This window comes from Pedobacter sp. G11, assembly GCF_003860265.1.
Classification (GTDB): Bacteria; Bacteroidota; Bacteroidia; order Sphingobacteriales; family Sphingobacteriaceae; genus Pedobacter; species Pedobacter agri.
Genome location: NZ_CP034190.1, coordinates 2,168,458 through 2,187,128 on the forward strand (window position 1 = coordinate 2,168,458; position 18,671 = coordinate 2,187,128).

Here is an 18,671-nt window from a genome sequence, read left to right on the forward strand (position 1 = left end):
TATTATTGCATAATAATTTTTGCTACCCGGAATTTGCAAAATTAAACACCAACAATTTTTTAAATTCCCGATATCAAATCATTCTAAATACTTGTCATGTTGAACGTTAAAGCTTGCTCCGAAAATCCCTCGGTATGGCTGCTTTGTATCAAAACAAAGTTCAAACAACCTGATAAAAAATAAGCAACCTTATGGCAGAAGTAATTTATAACGACGACAGTATTCGATCATTAGACTGGAAAGAACACATCAGACTACGCCCCGGTATGTATATCGGTAAGCTTGGTGATGGCTCTGCGCAAGATGATGGAATTTATGTTTTGTTAAAGGAAATTGTAGATAACTCTATCGATGAGTTTGTGATGGGTACAGGAAAAACCATCGAAATTACTGTTTCGGAACAAAAAATAAACGTTCGCGATTACGGTCGTGGTATTCCGTTAGGAAAAGTTATTGATTGCGTAAGCAAAATAAACACTGGTGGTAAGTACGATAGTAATGCCTTTCAAAAATCAGTTGGATTAAATGGTGTGGGTACAAAAGCGGTGAATGCTTTGTCTACAAGTTTTACCGTACAATCTTACCGCGACGGTAAAACAAAGAAAGTTGAGTTTTCTAAAGGAGAAATTGTAAACGAACAACCGGTAATTGATACCACGCAGCGTAATGGAACAGCCATAACCTTTTATCCTGACGAAACCATTTTTAGAAACTACCATTATATCCCTGATTTTGTAGAGAGTATGGTTTGGAATTATGTATTCCTAAATACCGGCCTTACAGTTAACTTCAACAATCAGAAATATTTCTCAGAAAGAGGTCTTTATGATTTGCTTTCTAAATTTAATAAGCCAGAAGAAATTCGTTACCCAATTATTCACATGATTGGTAATGATATCGAAATTGCGATGACACATGGGCAGCAATATGGAGAAGATTATCATTCTTTTGTTAATGGCCAGCACACTACACAGGGGGGAACACACCAGGCAGCTTTCAGGGCTGCGGTGGTAAAAACCGTTAGGGAGTTTTTCAAAAAAGAATTCGATGCTTCTGATGTCCGCTCATCCATTATTGCTGCCATCTCCGTTCGTGTTCAGGAACCTGTTTTCGAATCGCAAACCAAAACAAAGCTTGGCTCACAAAATATGGGACCTGAGGGGCCATCTGTGGCAACCTTTATTAATGATTTTGTTAAAAAGGAATTGGATGATTATCTGCATAAAAACCCAGATGTTGCCGATGCCTTGCTGAAACGTATCAATCAATCAGAAAGAGAGCGTAAAGACATTGCCGGAATTAAAAAACTGGCAAACGATAGGGCTAAGAAAGCTTCATTGCATAATAAAAAACTCCGCGATTGTAAGGTTCATTTTAATTCTACGCATGAGAAACGTTACGAGACTACCCTTTTTATTACTGAGGGAGATTCTGCTTCGGGTTCTATCACAAAATCCCGTGATGTAGATTGCCAGGCCGTTTTCAGCTTAAAAGGTAAGCCGCTTAATTGCTATGAGCTTACCAAAAAAGTGGTTTACGAAAATGAAGAATTTAATTTATTGCAACACGCTTTAAACATTGAAGATGGCCTGGAAGGTTTGCACTACAATAACATTGTGATCGCTACCGATGCCGATGTGGATGGAATGCACATCAGGTTATTGATGATGACTTTCTTTCTTCAGTTTTTCCCTGATTTAGTAAAAGCAGGACATGTGTACATTTTACAAACCCCTTTGTTCAGGGTTCGAAATAAAAAGGAAACCATTTATTGTTATAGCGATGAAGAGCGCCGAAATGCCATCGAAAAATTAGGGAACAAACCAGAAATTACTCGTTTTAAAGGATTGGGAGAGATTTCTCCTGATGAATTTGGTTTGTTTATTGGTAAAGATATCAGGCTCGATCCTGTTATTTTAAAAGATCAAACCATTAAAAGTTTGCTGGAATACTACATGGGTAAAAACACTCCGGACAGGCAGCAACACATCATCAAAAATCTGCGTGTAGAAAAAGACGAGGTAGAAGAGGAACCCAAAATAATTGACGAAGTAGCATAAAATTCGGCGTTGATGTAATCGCGAATTAAATCAACGCAAATTGAAACCCACTAAAAGTTCAGCAGGAAAATATTTAATAGTTGTATTTTTAATTTTAGCCATTTTTGGAATAACTGCAAGGTTATTCGTTAATTTTTCTAAAATACCACTATTAAAATCGGTAAATAAAATTGTTCAGGTAAAGAATGATTTTACAAAACTCGACAGCTGTATCTTTAAACTTTACAATGCAGAGAATAGCTGCAGAATGTATGTGGTGAGTGGGGAGCGGAATTATTATAACCAGTTTGTAGATGAAATTAGGAGATCTCCTTAATTATGGATACGATTGAGCAGCAAAATGCAAAAGAACACGCATTTTCATCAGATAGTTTTGATGCGCTGATTAAGCAAAAGAAACTTCGTACTACACAATTCATTCAGCTTAAAAGATTATCAGACAGTTTAATTAACTTCTCGGTCGAAGTTGATAAAGATGTTGAGAAAATTAATCCGAAAAGTAAACTTTTTACAGCCAGACAATTTAAAAGTATTGTTAGAATTGACACGCTAAAGCCAAAAGTTACAGCCCAGCCTAAAAAGAAGTTTTTTGGACGAATCATGGCAGCTATCAATAACAAAGAAACTAAGGCTGCTGCTGCTGACAGTTCCAGATTAACATTTATTAAAACAATTATTACAGCCGATACCTCTTCACTCAACCTTGCCTACAACAAACTTCAACTTAAAGCCATTAATGATTATTATTTAAAGCTTTATCGTACCAACAAACAACTTAAAACCAAGGAAAAACAATTGCTCGATGTCAATCATCGTTTAATTTTGACTATTGTAAACGGTTTAAAGCAATACAAGATTAGTGAAAATGATTATTATGCATCAGTGCAAAAAATAGTCAGCAATACAACATTTAACACAGTCGAAAACCTCGATCGCTTTACCTGGGTTTTGCTATTCTTGTCGGGTGGCTTGGTTCTGTTTGTGTTGTATATGGTTTTTAATTTCTATAAGAATGAAAAAGCATTAATTGAATATAGCGATAAAGCAGCATTGTATGCCTTATCAAAAAGTCGTTTTCTGGCGAATATGAGTCATGAGATTAGAACGCCACTAAATTCTATTGTTGGTTTTTCTGAACAATTAACTAAAGTTGATTTACAGACGGAACAAAGGGAGCAGATTGGAGCCATCAGAAATTCATCTGTAATGCTACTTGATGTGGTAAATGATATTCTCGATTTTTCGAAATATGAAACGGGCAAGGTTGCTATGGAGCAAGTACCCTTTTCGCCCGCTATTGCGATTAAGGATGTTTTTGATAGCATGAAAATCCAGGCTGATAAAAAGGGGATAGGTTTTGTAATGGATATGGATATTGCCAGCGATAGATTTATTTTAGGAGATCCGCTCAGGCTGAAGCAGGTGGTGATGAATTTATTAAGCAATGCAATTAAATTTACCAGCGAAGGAAAAGTAATGTTAACCGCAAGTTTGATCGCTAATAATGCTACCGGATCGAAATTAAATGCTAGTATCACCGATACAGGTATGGGGATTAATCAGGTAGATCAAAAAATCATCTTTGATGAATTTGCACAGGTTTACTATTCTTCCACGAAAGAAAAGCAGCAGGGTACTGGCCTGGGTTTAGCCATCTGTAAGAAAATTGTTGAGTTTCAAGGTGGAACTATTTCGGTTAAAAGTGTGGAAAGAAAAGGCTCTACTTTCTCGTTTGAACTGCCGTACCAGAATGCAGCAAAGCCTGAAACGGAAGGAGCACCAGTTTCAACACTTGGCATTGAAGCTCAGGTTTTGGAAGGCAAACGGGTTTTACTGGCCGATGATAACATGCTGAATATTTTGCTGGCCAGTACCATTTTGAAAAAACACAAAGTTGAATTTGATGCAGCATACAATGGAAAGGAAGCATTTGAGTTATTCAGTGAAAACGTGTATGACATCATTTTAACTGATATTCAAATGCCGGAAATGGGTGGGATAGAGCTGACACAAAAAATTAGAAGCAGCGAAGATGTGATCAGAAAGGCTACACCAATTTTAGGTGTTACGGCGAACGTGATGCAGGAAGACCGCAAAAAATACTTAGCTTCCGGAATGGACGAACTGGTGTTAAAGCCTTTTCTGGAACAGGAGTTACTGGAAAAAATTGTGAAGTTTATCAGAAAGTAAATTAGCTATCGCCAAAAAAAATAGGCTAGCGTCTAAAGACTTTTATCAGGTGCGTTCACGGTATCTTCGGGATGTTGCGGCGGTAATACATCAACCTTTTTCTCTACGATTGTGATTTTTGTAAATACAGCATATTTACTTGGGGCAATACCACCATCGTATTTTTCTGCATAAGCCTGTGTAAATTCTGCTCCGAAATATAAAATAATAGAAGTGTAGTAAATCCAAAGAAGGATAACAATAATTGAACTGGCGGCACCAAATGCTGACCCGGGGTTTCCTTTTTCGATATAAATGCCAATCAGATATTTACCCAAGCTAAAAAGTACTGCTGTAAATAATGCACCAATAATAGCCGATTTCCATTTAATGACTACATCGGGCAGCACTTTGAAAATTACAGTAAAAACTGCCGTAACTGCAGCCAATGTAATCACATTATTTAAGATGTAAATGAGCAATGCCATAGTATCGTCAGCAACGGGTACTACCTTATCAATTTCGGTTTCTGATAATAAAGAAATCAATTTGTCGCCAAGGCCTACCACCACACTATTTACCACAAGCGATACGAGAAGCAAAAATCCCATCGAAACAATGAGCGAAAAAGATAAAAGCCTGTTGGTAATCATTTTTAGCCAGCCTTTTTTTGGAATTGCTTTTACCTTCCAGATCAGGTTAATACTATCTTGTATTTCGATAAAAATTGCTGTCGAACCAAATATCAAGGTGGCAATACCAATAATTAAACCAATGGTTGATTGACCACTTTTGGTAGAATGCTCCACAAAACTTTGTATTTGCGAAGCAGCATCAGGACCAACCATGTCGGTAACCTGGGCGAAGAACTTATTGTGGGTATCAGTGTTACTTTTATCGCTTAAAAAAATAGTAGCAGCCGATAGAATAATGATGATTAATGGTGTGAGTGAAAATATAGTATAGTAAGCTAACGAAGCACTCAGTTTAGTAATTCTGTCTTCAGCAAAACCCTTTCCGGCTGCTATAAAAAGATGATAAAGTGCTATAAAAAAATGCTTGATCTTCTTGATTACTTTCATTGAAAAACTAAAATGGATAACCTATCCCGATATTAAAAATTAAATTTTGTCTGCGCCAGTCTTTATTGCCAAAGGCAATATCATCAAATACCCATCTCTGGCCTTCTGCCAGGTAAGGCTTACGAACAGGAAATGCGACATCTAACCTGATCACGAAAATAGTGGCATCAACACGTAAACCTGCTCCCGTTCCCACGGCTAATTCGCTGAGTGCATTTTTAAGTTTAAATTCTGAACCTGGCCGCCCATTATTCGTTGTTCCAGGTATACCAGTATCTTCTTTACGTAGCCAAACGTTACCCGCATCTACGAATAAGGCACCGTATAAAATGCTTACCAGTTTAAACCTAAGTTCTGAATTAAGCATTAACTTAATATCACCGCCCTGATCGGCAAAAATAGCGTCATCTGCTACTTTATAAGTTCCCGGACCTAAAGTTCTGGCTGGAAACGCCCTGATGTCGTTACTTCCGCCAGCAAAAAATTGCCTAACAAATGGCAAAGAAGTACTATTGCCATAGGCGTATCCATAACCAACATTCAACCGGTTGGCCCAGGTTAGGTTTCTGGTTATCTTGTAGTAATCTCTTAAATCAGCCTCTAACCTTACAAACTGAGATAAAGGCACATTGAAAATCGAACGTTTTCCTTCAGCATCTTTCGGTACAAATGTGCCCCATAAGTTACCACCAGTTTCAATAGCACCGTAGAAGAAAGTATTGTTTCTGCGGTTCGTTTCCATTTGGTTGGTGTAGGTAAAGTTATAATTACTTCCAATGATGAACTGGTTCTCCAAAGTTGTTCTCAGAAGTGGGTTTACTTCATATAAGCTATCTCTGGTTTTTGTGGATGGAAAACCGGTAGATATGTAACTCACAGATATAGGATTCAAATTATGTTCCTTGTATTGATTTTCCTTAAAATTATAACCAAATTCTCCTTTAAAAGCGTGTAAGGTATATTCAGAACCACGGTTTAACATTTGGTAAGACAATGAGGCAATTGTTTTTGGTATAAATGCTGTGGTACTGTTCGGTTTATAAAAAGGTACAATAAACCTCGGGAAGGTCAATTTACCTTCTGCAGTTAAAGAAAGTGAATTTCTGCCCAAAGATGTTCCTCTCGTTTGCGTTTCAAAACCACCGCTAACACTTAAATCCAGTTGCTCAGCACCCCTAAAAAGGTTTCTAGTGGTTTGGGTAACTTTAACTTCCGAGCCCACAAAATTGTTCGATTTGCTGGTTCCCGTAACCGAGAATGAAAGCGAGTTTTTCTTCAATGGGGTTAAGTAGATATTTAAATCGAGCTGATTATTTTTGAAACTGTCAACTGGTAAAAATTCTGCCCTTACATCCTGAAAGGCACCAACATTTACCATTCGGTTTAATGATTGGTTGTGGTCTTTACGGTTATAAACCTCTCCTTTTTGAAAGAACACCAATCGATCAAATAATCTTGGTTTGAATGTGTTCCGATCATCATAAATATTAAAATCGTGATACTGCAAAGGTTTTAACTGACGAAGCGTGGAATCTCTGCGCAAGGAATAATTAGGATAGATATTAATATTTTTAATGGTATAAGGTTTCAGGCCTGCATCAGGTGCAATATCTTTAACTTTCACCGTAACATTTACCAGGTTTTTGCCAATGGTACTATCTACCTGCATAATTAAATAATCAGGACTAAAGTAGAAATAACCATTCTCTTTTAAATCATTGTCAATCCTTACACGTTCGTTTTTGTAAACGTCAAGATCATAAAAATCGCCAACTTTAAGTAAGGTTTTATCTTTGTTGGCATTAATAATTCTGGTTAAAACGCCTGAGTCTGGCGGAAAGGTAACTTTATTAATTTTATATCTTTCGCCGGTAACTGCAGTATAAATTGCCTTACCTTTTTTATCCTTCACTACTGTATCACCGGTTACTGCAGCCTGCAGGTAACCCTCACTTAACAGATAACTGGTTAATACATCATTATTATATTTTAGTTTTACTTCACTTAAAAGTACAGGTGGCTCACCTTTTTTTCTAATCCAGTTTCTTAACCCTTTTGGTTTTTTTGGTTCGCCGGCAAAGTTATATATAGCCAGTTTTATTTTATTGTTCGGGCGAGGCCTGGTTTTACTTTTCAGATCTGCCTTTACCTGTTTCTCATCGTCAATTTTTCCCGAAGAATCAGGATTAATAATAATGTCTGCTCCAGTATATAAAATCTGTCCGGGTTTTAGGGATTTCGTACTGCTACAGCCCGCATAAACTAAACAGGCCAATACAAATAAAATAGGTCTAGTTAGTTTTCTCATCTTGTGCTTTCTGTTCAATGTTTCTTGTTCTTCTATTTCGTTTCTTCTGGAATATCTCCCTGAATTTGTTGTAATCTACAACTAAGGTAAATCCTAAACCTGTCTCAATAATTTGTCCTTGTACAATAACGTCGTTTTGATTACGTCTGTAAGCCCTTAGTCGATATCTTCCATCGGCAGATAAGGCGTATTCTACATTTACATTTCCGGCGATATCTGTTGATTTTTCTCCTGGTGCCTGCGGGCCTTCCAGCGCGAATGAACTACCTACTGAAACTGTTAACCTGTCGTTTAATAGTTTTTTCGATAAGCCAACCTCTAAATCGGTTTTTTGTTGTAATGATCCTGTTGAATAATCTTCAGAAGAATTTACTCCGAAATTAAGATCCACGCCCTGAATTAAATCCGATGTCAGGTTATTCAATTGCTCTGTTAATAATTTACTTACGCTTGAACGGGCAAGTGTTGAAACGCCGCCGCCACCTCCGGATAAACTTTCGAAAGGGTTATTGGCTATGAACCGGTTTAGCGCCAGTAAAGCAAATACTTGTTTGTTCAATTCGCTTTCATCACGATTAACATTTTGAAGTCGGGTGTAGGCTAAACTTCCAATATCTGTAGCCCGTTCATTTTCCGGCATGTCAATTTTGAATGATATGATAGGTTTTAGCAATTCTCCCTTCATCATCAAATATACTTGGAAAGGAATTTTCGTCTTAGCCTGAACAAGGTCAGGCTGGTTTAATAAATCGATAGGGGCAGCATTAACCTCATACATAGCCGATAAATTAACATTGGCCTCTGTTGGTTCGCCTGTCCAGATAATTGTACTTCCTTTAACAATTCTAAACTCCTTTTTACCTAACGGACCAACAGAAAGATTATATGAACCATCAACAACCTCGTAACGACCAGTTAGGCTGATTTTTCCACTAGGATCCATGGTTGCGTTTAAATCTGCATCGCCTTTAATATTTAGCGCATCGCCATTTGCTGGATCGACAACAACATTTAATTCCGCTTCAGGATCAATTTTAACTGCAGCAACCAGGTTTATCCCTTTAATCGGAGACTTGCTGATGCTATCTACCTTCAAAGCTTTCTGACCATTAAATGGTGGCGCATCTGCATCAATAAATTGAACGATTCCTTCCTGATCAATGATTGATGGATCATTAGCCGGCAATGCGAAGAAGAATTTAGTTCCCTTATTTACCGTGATGTTCATGTTCACATCGGGCTGATTTAAATCGCCCCTGACTTTGATGTCACTGGTTAAAAACACAGTACCGTAAATCATATCATTATCGGCTGCAGTAGAATTGATGGCCCTGAAATTATTCATCCTGATATCTAAACCAAAACGATAGTTTTTAAAATCAGTGGTATAAACCTTGCCATTTATAGTCGCTTTTTGATTTAATGAATCCAGCATGGTGAAGTTATTGAACGCAATCCCTTCATTAGTGAACGATATTTTTTCATTCGGCATACGGAAATAAGAATTCACATAAGCTACATTTATACCAGCATTATTGAACGTTAAGTCGCCCAATATTTTTGGCGCAGTTAGAGCACCTTTCACCGAAAGTGCTCCGGTTAATGTTCCTGTTCCGTTTTTCAGTTGGCCTTGCGATAAACTTTCAATGTTTTTCATCTCTATTTTATCGATATTAACCGTTAAATCCAATGCGCTTTGCGGAGCCGTATAATAAAAACCATTTACCCTTAACTCATGCACACCTGATAGGGCAACATTAACTTCAAAAGCATTTTGGGTATTGTTGTTCACTGCAACACGCAATGTTCCCAATTCATCTTTTTGATAACGTAGTTGATCAATAGTTAAATTTGCTTCGAACTTAGGTGTAGAAGCCAAATCTTTTACATTCGCTGTTCCATTCAATCGACCGCCAACTAATGTTGTATCAGTTTCGGCAAACTTGGTTAAAGTTTCCAATTGAAAATCTTTAAATTCGACCGATAGTGGTGCATTTGGCTGCGTAGGGTTACTATTGATAGCTAAAGATTGACCACTATTGCTGATTTGAAATTGGTTAACCAAAATTCCAGATGCACCAAACTGGATATAGTTATCTTGAGAAACTACCCATTTCTGGTAATCCAACAGTAATTTTTGAGGATCTAAGCTGAACTTGAAATCCTTGTTAATGGATTGAAATGTTCCGCCAATTACATATTTATCTTTTCTTTGTCTATCGCGAAGGAATATGTTTACACCTAAGTTATTATTTGCTGCATCGCCGCTTACCTCGGTATTAAATAGTGCAACTGACGGGCTTTGCAAACTTTTAACAGTTAATGCATAAGCCAGTTTGTTGTTATCATTATTAATATTTAAAACCGTGGTGTCTACTTTAAAATCGCCATAAACCACTTGTGGGAAGTTCCCCTTAATTTGCAAGCTGTCTTTTTGCGTATCAATTAATCCATAAAACTGAGACTGTTTGAAAACCGTTAATTCTGGTACAAACTGTTTTAATAATTTAGAATCATAAATTTGTACTGCAAATCTCAAACGCTGATCAGGAATTTTAGTTACCGTACCGAAAGCGTAATATTTATTTATTTCATTGATGATTGCACTGCCAACTTTAGTTAACTGGTATTTACCATCAATTTTGGCCGATATGATTTCGGATTTCAGTGTAAGTTCATTTTCTGTATCGGTAGTTTTCGCTCTAACAGAAATGGTATCAACATTAATTCTTTGCGCATCTTTTACAAGTTGTAAACCTGTAATATCCACGGCACCATTTAGATAATCGGCATCGGCTGTTTTCAAATCAACCTTTACCAAACCTGCAGCACTTAAAACAGTTGGACTGAAATTTAGGGCCTGAAGGTTTAACGACTTTAAATTCAAATCAGCCTTCACTGCAGGATATTTGCCCGCCAAACTCGCTTTCGCATCAAGTACAAAATTAGCATTACTATCTGGCATGCTGCCTTTTATGGCCACATTTTGATTGGCATAGGTACCAGCAAGGTTTAAATTGCGGTACGTGTATTTGTTATAATAAGCACTTAAAACACGGGCATTAAATTTTGCATTTATTTTTTTCGGGTCCAATCCGGTTCCGGCAACATTGGCCTTTACCGAAACACGCCCCAATTTAGGTTGCATCTTCAACAATCGACCAACGTTGAAGTTATTTAAAGCGACATCTGCCTTATAACTTTCTCTCCCTTTCGGGCCTTTCATGGCTGCTGTTAAAATGGCCCCACCCATATCCGTTTGGATATTCATATTGGTGTTGAAATCCGTCATGGAGCCTGTAAACTTTCCTTTTGCATTGATCACATTTGGCAGTTCGATGCTTGGCGGAAGTGATTTTCTTGGTACGGCAACAAGGATATCGCTCTTGGTAACATAAAGCTTTTTAATGTTTAAATCGAGGAAGGTTTTATTAATATCAGGCAACCCTTTTGCGGTACCGCTAATATCAATCTGCGTATTTTTTAACCCACTAATTTGTAATCGAGGAATGTTAAGGTTATTTAAATATCCATTAACATCAGCATTGATTTTGATTTTTTCATTGCGATAATTTGCTGGAATGGCATCACTAAAATAACCTGCATCTTTTAAACCAATCGAAGTGTTTTTCAGGCTCAAAGCTAATTTTACCCTTTCCGGATGTTTTGTTAAATCATCCATTGACGTAAAATTCAACTCAGTGGCATTTTCAATAGTTGTATTAGGCGTTTTTAAAACAAAGTTGGTCAGCTTAATTTGTTTATCGTTGTAAACTGCGTTTCCTTTCAGCTCATTTAAGGCAAAGCCACTTTTTTCTTTTAGCGATCCATTTTTGACATTGGCTTTTATTCCATCGGCACTATAGCTGACATCGCCGGCACCAAATGTTAGCCCGGTAATTTTTAAATGGTTAAAATCCATTCCTTTAGGAGCGGCTTTTGCCCCCAAATTGTTAAACTGAACGTTGTTGTCTGCCAGGCTAATATTCTTAATCATTAAGCCCAAAGGCGATTTTTCAGGCACTACAGTATCTTTTACCTTTTTCAAATCGTTACTTGGAGCTGGTTTGAAAGCAAACAAAATATTTGATTTATTCAATTTTGCATCCTCAACGGTGTATTTGCTGTTTGTTAAATCAACCTTAAGGTTAACCAGGCCTAACTCATTTACATCAGCTATGGCTTTGGTAGTTGAAATCTGATCATCGTAATTTACTTTGACATTACTAAAAGCAAAATTTTCTACCTCGATCAAAGGAAGTTTTCCGGCAGCTTTCTGGCTACTGTCTACGCTGTTGGTTACATGTTGAACCAATTCTACCAAAGGTTTTTGCTGAAGATATCTGAGGGAAGTATTATTTAGGCTTAAGTCTTTTATAACATAATGCTGACCGGCTAAATCAAAAGTTTTCAGTTTCGTTTTAAATGCACCTAAATATAGTTTAACATCGTTTCCTGCAACATCATCACGATAAGTTAAACCGATATCTTCGAAAGAAACCTTATCAACCGAGAATTTTAATGTGGAAGTAGTATCCTTATCAACCTTTTCTTCCGGTTTTTTTTGGTCGCTCATGAAAGCATCTACCAGGAAAGAAAAATTAAAAGTAGTATCCGGACTTATTCTTTTGACATTGGCCCGTATATTTTTTAGTTCAACGTTGTTGATTTCAACTGTATTTTTCAGCAGCTTGAACAGGCTGATATCTACCGCTAATTTTTCGGCATATAGTAAGGTGTCGCCTTTTAAATCTTCAATGTAAAACTTGTTTAGTACTACATCTTTTGGTAAAGCGATTTTAATACTTTCAAGGCTGACCTCTGTTTTAGTTTTGGTTTTGAGGTAGTTAATAGCCTTACCCTTCACAAAATTTTGTACAGCAGGGATGTTAAGCGAGAGGGCTATACCAACAACAAGGATGATGATTGAGGCAATAACCCAAAGCAGGACTTTTAAACTTTTACGTACGTATTTATTCAAAGCGGATCATGTTTGGTGGTTGTGAAATGCTAAAAGCATGCCATTAAAATTAATTTTATGGCAGATTTTATATTTAATACAAAAAATAAACTAAATTGTTCGCCCGCTATAAAAATTTAACATTGGCGGTTTGATAATCAATTAAAAATGAAATTATTAAATCTTAATATAAGCTTCGAGCAGTACGCCGGAATTGATGAATTGAAAGAAAATGATGCTGAACTTTGCAAATTATCTGAACAGGCATTGGCTGGTTCTTACTCTCCATACTCAAAGTTTAGAGTGGGTACAGCAATCAGGCTAGCCTCAGGAGAAATCATTCTGGGTAGCAATCAGGAAAATCTTGCTTATCCATCAGGCTTATGTGCTGAACGCGTAGCCCTATTTTCAATTGGCTCCAATTATCCAGATGCTGTAATTGAAAGTATGGCCATCACCGCTCAAACAGATGCTTTTGAAATTTTAAAACCCGTAACTTCCTGTGGCGGTTGCCTGCAGGTAATGGCTGAGTTTGAGCGTAAGCAATCGGCACCAATTGAGGTGATCTTTTATTGTTTGAAAGGTGAGATTTTAAAAGTACCAAGTGTTCAAAGTCTGTTGCCGTTTTCCTTCGTAGAAGATAGGCTGGCGGTAAAAGCATAAACAGGATTTAGCTGTTATTGCCTTATTGTTTTTTGTTACAATCTATTTATCGTTTCTACTGTTATGTAGAAAAGAGATAACTATGTGGATTGTATGGGCGGCGCTGGCCGCAATTTCAGCAGCTTTGGTAATTGTGCTCACAAAAGCAGGATTGAAAAATGTAGATTCGAGTCTGGCTTTTGCGATTCAGGCAGTATTGATTTTATTAATCACCTGGGCCGTAGTATTTTATCAGGGAAATTTTAGCGATTGGAAAGGAATAGAAAAAAATGCCTGGATATTCCTCCTATCGGCAGGCGTGTTTACATCACTATCTACATTGTTTTCTTACAAAGCATTATCAATGGGGCCGGCATCTTACGTGGCAACCATTGAGCGAACTTCGCTGGTGATTGCCATTGTGCTATCCATTATTTTTTTGAAAGAAAAAATCACCTGGCAACTTGTTGTAGGTGGTACGGTAATGATTGCAGGAGCGGTGTTGATTGCACTGTCAGATTCAAGCGAATAAATTTCTTTGAGAATAGAATGATTAGGTTTACATTTAATGAATCTAATCATCCTCAATGAAGACATTATTTTTTCGCTCTCTTCGTATATGGGTAGCTTTTGGCTTAATAACTTTTAGTTCAATTGCCCAACAAAGACATTCAATTTTAGAAACGGTAAATAAACATCAACAGATTTATCCTTCTTCCTGCATTCCTTCATCAATTGAAATGATTTTGAAATACAATCGTAAGTTGAGTGATAATTATTTTGGCTTGCAGAATAGTTGGAGAAATAAGAATGATGGAACATTTGGTAACTTCAATGGTAAAACAATAAACGGAGTTAAATTTAAGCAGCAATTTCAAAACCAGAGAAATGCTAATTTTCCTTTTAACGCACTTTATAAAACCATCTCAGATGAGTTGGCAAGCGGACGTAAAGTGATTATTTCTCTAGTTTCCGGTCAAAACTTGTGGCATATGTGGGTTATTGATGGCAAAAGTGAAAGTGGCGATTTCATAGCTTATAGCAGAGATTTCAATAATGCCTACCCAATGGTGATTAGCGATGTAAAAAAGAGGGTACAGGCTATGCAGGGCACTAACATTATCACCTATCGCTTACTGTAAAAATTATTCTGGAGTATCTGATAAATTTTTTGCTGGTTTTGAATTAAAAAACGCTGAAAGGAGTTCTTAAACCTGATTGCAGCGGCATCCTTTTAGTTAACATGCTGAGCGAAGGCGAAGCATGACTAAAAGATAAAGCGGAAAGCAGGACGAGGCTTTCAAAAAAAGATTTGAACCCTGCTTTCCAAATCACAAGTAAAGAAATGGCGATTTTTAAATGTGAATAACCTGTATTTACACTGTGCGATCATTTTTATTATATTTACGGCTGCCAATTTCTGTAGATAAATGAGTGAAGAATCAGACCAAAACCTAAATCCAAACGAAGAACATAAACATACGATTACCCCAATTAACGGTTTGTACGAAAACTGGTTCCTCGATTACGCTTCTTATGTAATTCTGGATAGGGCGGTTCCGCACATTCACGATGGATTAAAACCTGTACAGCGCCGGATTATGCACTCGCTGAAAGAGATGGATGATGGACGTTTCAATAAGGCGGCAAACGTAATTGGTAATACAATGAAGTATCATCCGCATGGCGATGCTTCGATTGGCGATGCGATGGTGCAGATTGGTCAGAAAGATTTACTGATTGATATGCAGGGTAACTGGGGCGATCCAATTACTGGTGATAGTGCAGCGGCACCACGTTACATCGAGGCTCGTTTATCAAAATTTGCAAATGAAGTTGTTTTCAACCCTGATACCACAGAATGGCAGTTGAGCTACGATGGGCGAAACAACGAACCGATTACTTTACCAGTAAAATTTCCATTGTTATTGGCTCAAGGGGCAGAAGGTATTGCGGTTGGTTTGGCAACCAAAGTAATGCCGCATAATTTTGTTGAACTTCTTGATGCTTCTATCGATGCGCTGAAAGGTACCCGGCCGAATATTTTACCCGATTTTTTTACAGGCGGTGCAGCAGATTTTTCGAATTATAATGAAGGTCAGCGTGGTGGTAAAATCCGCGTACGTGCTAAAATTACCGAAAAAGACAAAAAGACTTTAGTAATTACTGAGGTGCCTTACAGTACCACCACAAGTTCAGTAATCGACAGTATTTTGGCTGCCAATGATAAGGGCAAAATCAAAATCAAAAAAATTGAAGACAGTACCGCCGCAAATGTGGAAATTATTGTGCATTTGGCGCCAGGCATTTCACCTGACGTAACCATTGATGCCCTCTATGCGTTCACTGCCTGCGAGGTTTCCATTTCACCAAATACTTGTATCATTCAGGATGATAAGCCACATTTTTTAAGTGTGAACGATATCCTGATTGAGAATACAAAACATACCAAAAGTCTCCTAAAAAAGGAACTGGAGATTCGCTTGCACGAGTTGCAGGAGAAAATCTTCTTCAGTTCATTACTTAAAATATTTATTCAGGAGGGGATGTATAAAAATCCTGAATATGAAAATTCATCCAACTTCGATACGGTAGTAGAGGTTTTACATTTATTGTTCGATCCTTTTAAACCTTCACTTTACCGCGAAATTTTACCTGAGGATTTTAAAAAGCTGATTGATAAGCCCATGAGTAGCATCACCCGATTTGATGTGAAAAAGGCCGATGAGCAGATGAAAAACCTGGAAGATGAAATTAAGATCGTTAAAAATCATCTGAAACATTTAACCGACTATGCAATTGCATGGTTTCAGCGTTTAAAGGATAAGTACGGAAAAGGTAGAGAACGAAGAACGGAAATCCGTTTGTTTGATCGGGTAGAAGCATCGAAAGTGGCGTTGGCAAATGTGAAGCTATACATGAATCGCCAGGATGGTTTTATCGGAACGGGCTTACGTAAAGATGAGTTTATTGCAGATTGCTCGGATATTGATGAGGTAATTGTTTTCCGCGAAGATGGAAAATGCATGATCACTAAGGTGGCTGATAAAACTTTTGTTGGTAAGGGAATTATTCATGCGCAGGTATTCAAGAAAAATGATGAACGGACCATCTACAACATGATTTATAAAGATGGCTCTACAGGCACATCTTACATTAAACGTTTTGCAGTTGTTGGCGTAACACGCGATAAAGAATACGATTTAACAAAGGGTTCAAAAGGATCGAAAATTTTATATTTCACAGCTAACCCAAATGGTGAAGCTGAAGTGGTGAACGTGGCGTTGAAACCGCATTCTAAATTACGCAAACTCCAATTCGACCTTGATTTTGCTGAAGTGGCAATTAAAGGTCGGGGTTCTCAGGGAAATATTGTTTCTAAATATCCGGTTAAAAAAATTATCCTGAAAAGCAAAGGTGTTTCCACCTTGTCAGGACTTAAAATTTGGTATGATGACTTGCTGAAACGCTTAAATGTTGATGGCAGAGGGAAGTACCTCGGGGAATTTGACGGTGATGACCGGATTTTACAGGTGCATAAGGATGGTTACTATGAATTGAGTTCGTTCGAATTGAGTAACCACTTTGATGATGGCTTGCTTTTAATTGAGAAGTTCGATGCAGAAAAGGTATTTGCGGCTGTACATTTTGATGGCAAAGCACAAAATTACTTCATTAAACGATTCAATTTCGAGTTACAATCTAATGGTAAGAAAGTTGTATTTATCAGCGAAGAACCAAAATCGCGATTATTGTTTTTAACCGCTAACGCCGGGGCCAAAGTAATTGTTGATGTGCTGAAAGGTAAAACCCAAATTCCGGAAACACTGGATTTATTATTGGCTGAGTTGATTGATGTGAAAGGCCTGAAAGCAAATGGCAATCGTTTGTCGCCACACGATGTGCAGAAGGTACAATTGGAAGAGCCTGAAGTTGAGCCTGAGGAAATTGATGAAAATGAAGATGGGGGAGGAAATGAACCTTCAGGTGAAGATGAAAATTTAACGCAGGATGAAGTTACGGAACCAGCAGTTGCCGGCGAAGTAGAAACTGAAGGGGCTGAAAAAGTGCCTGCTGAAGAAAAACCAAAACCGAAATTTGAACGTAAAGCCGATCCGGTAGTGCAGGAAAAACCTGTTGTGGAAGAAAAGCCGATTGTTGAACAGCCGGTTGAAACGCCAAAACCAGCTCCTGCGAAAAAAGAGGAACCAAAGACTCAGGAAAAGCCTAAAGTAGAAGAAAAACCCGTTAAGAAAGTTGATTTCGAAATTACTAACCCTAATGATATAGAAATTGATGATAAAGGGCAGCTAGGATTGTTTTAGTAGGGTTTAATCTGCTATTTGTCATTCTGGGTATTAACTTATCAATCATTGTTGCTAGGTTCCGATATTTTATTGGAACCTGGCAGTTTCATTTAAATAAGCAATCATCACAAATGAAATTGCTTCAATCGATGGCAAATTGATTTCGCAATGACCGAAAATTTTCGACATTGACAATTGAAATAAAACCAAAATCTTTCAATTTAAAAACTATATTTGCCCTACTCAAAGGGGTGCTTTTTGAATTTTGCAATTTCTGTAGCAAACAAAAGGCTGAGATTACACCCATTTAAGAGGCTTAAGGCATTAGTCTTAAGGTTTAGGGTTTTGACCTTATGCCTTCTGACTTACACCTTACCTTTTGATGCACCTGATTCGGATAATGCCGACGTAGGGAAGAGGTTAAATTTACAATACTGTTTCGCCCTGAAAGCAGTTTCAATTATTTTTTATCGGTCGTAAGACAAAAAGTATTGTAAATGGATTTTCAAGAGTGGTTCAGGCTTTTTCAAGAGCAGATTTTACACACATCAATTATCGAATGGTTAGCAGTGGGCTTTGGCGTATCAGAGGTTTTACTGGCGAAAAAAAACAACATCTGGTTATATCCAACGGGTATTGTATCTATTTTGCTTTCCATGTACTTACTGCTAAATGTAAAGCTATATGCGGAAATGCTTTTGAGTATATACTATTTGGTGATGAGTGTTTATGGCTGGATTATCTGGAAAAAGCGTAAACAAGATGGCGAAAATCAGGTGGCATGGAGCACCAAGAATGAAATCGGAATTGCTATTCTCATATCTGTGCTTGGATTTGGGATACTTTACTTTGCATTGCGCAACCATACCGATTCTGATGTTCCGCTGCTCGATGCCTTTGTTTCCTCAACAGCCTGGGCCGGAATGTGGCTTTTAGCTAAACGAAAAATAGAAAACTGGATTTTTCTCAACATTTCCAATATCGTAGCCATCCCTTTGTTGTTTCACAAAAAACTTCCTTTAATGGGCTGTTTAACCATATTTCTATTTGTGGTAGCCATCTTTGGATTTATGGATTGGAAAAAAATCATCGGAAAGAAGACGTTGAAAACAGTTTAATAGTTGAAACTTGAAGAATCACATG

General features: G+C 37.5%; 11 protein-coding genes and 1 riboswitch. Of the genes, 8 read left to right on the top strand and 3 right to left on the bottom strand.

All coding sequences use genetic code 11. The annotated features are described in order from the left end of the window. Window positions 1–191: 191 nt before the first annotated feature. Genes EA772_RS09470 through EA772_RS09480 form a run of 3 tightly spaced genes read left to right on the top strand, consistent with a single transcriptional unit; the run spans window position 192 to window position 4,250 of the window. A complete protein-coding gene (locus EA772_RS09470) occupies window positions 192–2,060 on the top strand; it encodes a DNA topoisomerase IV subunit B (RefSeq protein ID WP_010601714.1) in 1,869 nt (622 codons plus the stop codon). Between the two features lie 40 nt (window positions 2,061–2,100). Then, a complete protein-coding gene (locus EA772_RS09475) occupies window positions 2,101–2,376 on the top strand; it encodes a hypothetical protein (RefSeq protein WP_124912705.1) in 276 nt (91 codons plus the stop codon). Window positions 2,377–2,378: 2 nt separating this feature from the next. Next, the gene (locus EA772_RS09480; RefSeq protein WP_124912707.1) at window positions 2,379–4,250 is read left to right on the top strand and encodes an ATP-binding protein; all 1,872 of its coding nucleotides are present in this window, start codon (window positions 2,379–2,381) and stop codon (window positions 4,248–4,250) included. 32 nt (window positions 4,251–4,282) lie between these two features. Here the strand turns inward: EA772_RS09480 and EA772_RS09485 are convergent, their stop codons facing one another. The 3 genes from EA772_RS09485 to EA772_RS09495 are packed head-to-tail and all read right to left on the bottom strand — an operon-like array spanning window position 4,283 to window position 12,600. Further along, complete coding sequence (locus EA772_RS09485) at window positions 4,283–5,311, bottom strand: YihY/virulence factor BrkB family protein (protein WP_116169485.1); 1,029 nt, start codon at window positions 5,309–5,311, stop codon at window positions 4,283–4,285. Between the two features lie 7 nt (window positions 5,312–5,318). Further along, window positions 5,319–7,619 (bottom strand): BamA/TamA family outer membrane protein, encoded by a 2,301-nt coding sequence (locus EA772_RS09490; protein WP_124912709.1) that lies wholly within the window; start codon window positions 7,617–7,619, stop codon window positions 5,319–5,321. Continuing rightward, a complete protein-coding gene (locus EA772_RS09495; protein WP_124912711.1) occupies window positions 7,603–12,600 on the bottom strand; it encodes a translocation/assembly module TamB in 4,998 nt (1,665 codons plus the stop codon). The genes EA772_RS09490 and EA772_RS09495 overlap by 17 nt, the downstream gene beginning before the upstream one ends. A 147-nt stretch (window positions 12,601–12,747) precedes the next feature. Between EA772_RS09495 and EA772_RS09500 the strand changes: the two genes are divergently transcribed. The 5 genes from EA772_RS09500 to pnuC all read left to right on the top strand — a co-directional run bounded on the left by EA772_RS09500 (window position 12,748) and on the right by pnuC (window position 18,646). Continuing rightward, complete coding sequence (locus EA772_RS09500; protein ID WP_124912713.1) at window positions 12,748–13,242, top strand: cytidine deaminase; 495 nt, start codon at window positions 12,748–12,750, stop codon at window positions 13,240–13,242. Window positions 13,243–13,324: 82 nt separating this feature from the next. After that, window positions 13,325–13,753: an EamA family transporter gene (locus tag EA772_RS09505; protein WP_010601708.1), complete on the top strand. Its 429-nt coding sequence runs from the start codon at window positions 13,325–13,327 to the stop codon at window positions 13,751–13,753. A gap of 55 nt (window positions 13,754–13,808) precedes the next feature. Beyond that, window positions 13,809–14,363: a C10 family peptidase gene (locus EA772_RS09510; RefSeq protein ID WP_124912715.1), complete on the top strand. Its 555-nt coding sequence runs from the start codon at window positions 13,809–13,811 to the stop codon at window positions 14,361–14,363. Window positions 14,364–14,651: 288 nt separating this feature from the next. Further along, on the top strand, window positions 14,652–17,546 hold the full coding sequence (locus EA772_RS09515) for a DNA gyrase/topoisomerase IV subunit A (protein WP_124912717.1): 2,895 nt from the start codon (window positions 14,652–14,654) through the stop codon (window positions 17,544–17,546). A 219-nt stretch (window positions 17,547–17,765) separates the two neighbouring features. Next, window positions 17,766–17,960: riboswitch (TPP riboswitch) on the top strand. Window positions 17,961–18,025: 65 nt separating this feature from the next. Next, on the top strand, window positions 18,026–18,646 hold the full coding sequence (pnuC, locus tag EA772_RS09520) for a nicotinamide riboside transporter PnuC (protein ID WP_124912719.1): 621 nt from the start codon (window positions 18,026–18,028) through the stop codon (window positions 18,644–18,646). The last annotated feature ends 25 nt before the right edge of the window (window positions 18,647–18,671 follow it).

Bases quoted from the DNA above. Each gene is read 5' to 3' on its own strand.
- EA772_RS09470 (WP_010601714.1), top strand. From the start codon at position 192: ATGGCAGAAGTAATTTATAACGACGACAGTATTCGATCATTAGACTGG.
- EA772_RS09480 (WP_124912707.1), top strand. From the start codon at position 2,379: ATGGATACGATTGAGCAGCAAAATGCAAAAGAACACGCATTTTCATCA.
- EA772_RS09485 (WP_116169485.1), bottom strand. From the start codon at position 5,311: ATGAAAGTAATCAAGAAGATCAAGCATTTTTTTATAGCACTTTATCAT.
- EA772_RS09490 (WP_124912709.1), bottom strand. From the start codon at position 7,619: ATGAGAAAACTAACTAGACCTATTTTATTTGTATTGGCCTGTTTAGTT.
- EA772_RS09500 (WP_124912713.1), top strand. From the start codon at position 12,748: ATGAAATTATTAAATCTTAATATAAGCTTCGAGCAGTACGCCGGAATT.
- EA772_RS09505 (WP_010601708.1), top strand. From the start codon at position 13,325: ATGTGGATTGTATGGGCGGCGCTGGCCGCAATTTCAGCAGCTTTGGTA.
- EA772_RS09510 (WP_124912715.1), top strand. From the start codon at position 13,809: ATGAAGACATTATTTTTTCGCTCTCTTCGTATATGGGTAGCTTTTGGC.
- EA772_RS09515 (WP_124912717.1), top strand. From the start codon at position 14,652: ATGAGTGAAGAATCAGACCAAAACCTAAATCCAAACGAAGAACATAAA.
- pnuC (WP_124912719.1), top strand. From the start codon at position 18,026: ATGGATTTTCAAGAGTGGTTCAGGCTTTTTCAAGAGCAGATTTTACAC.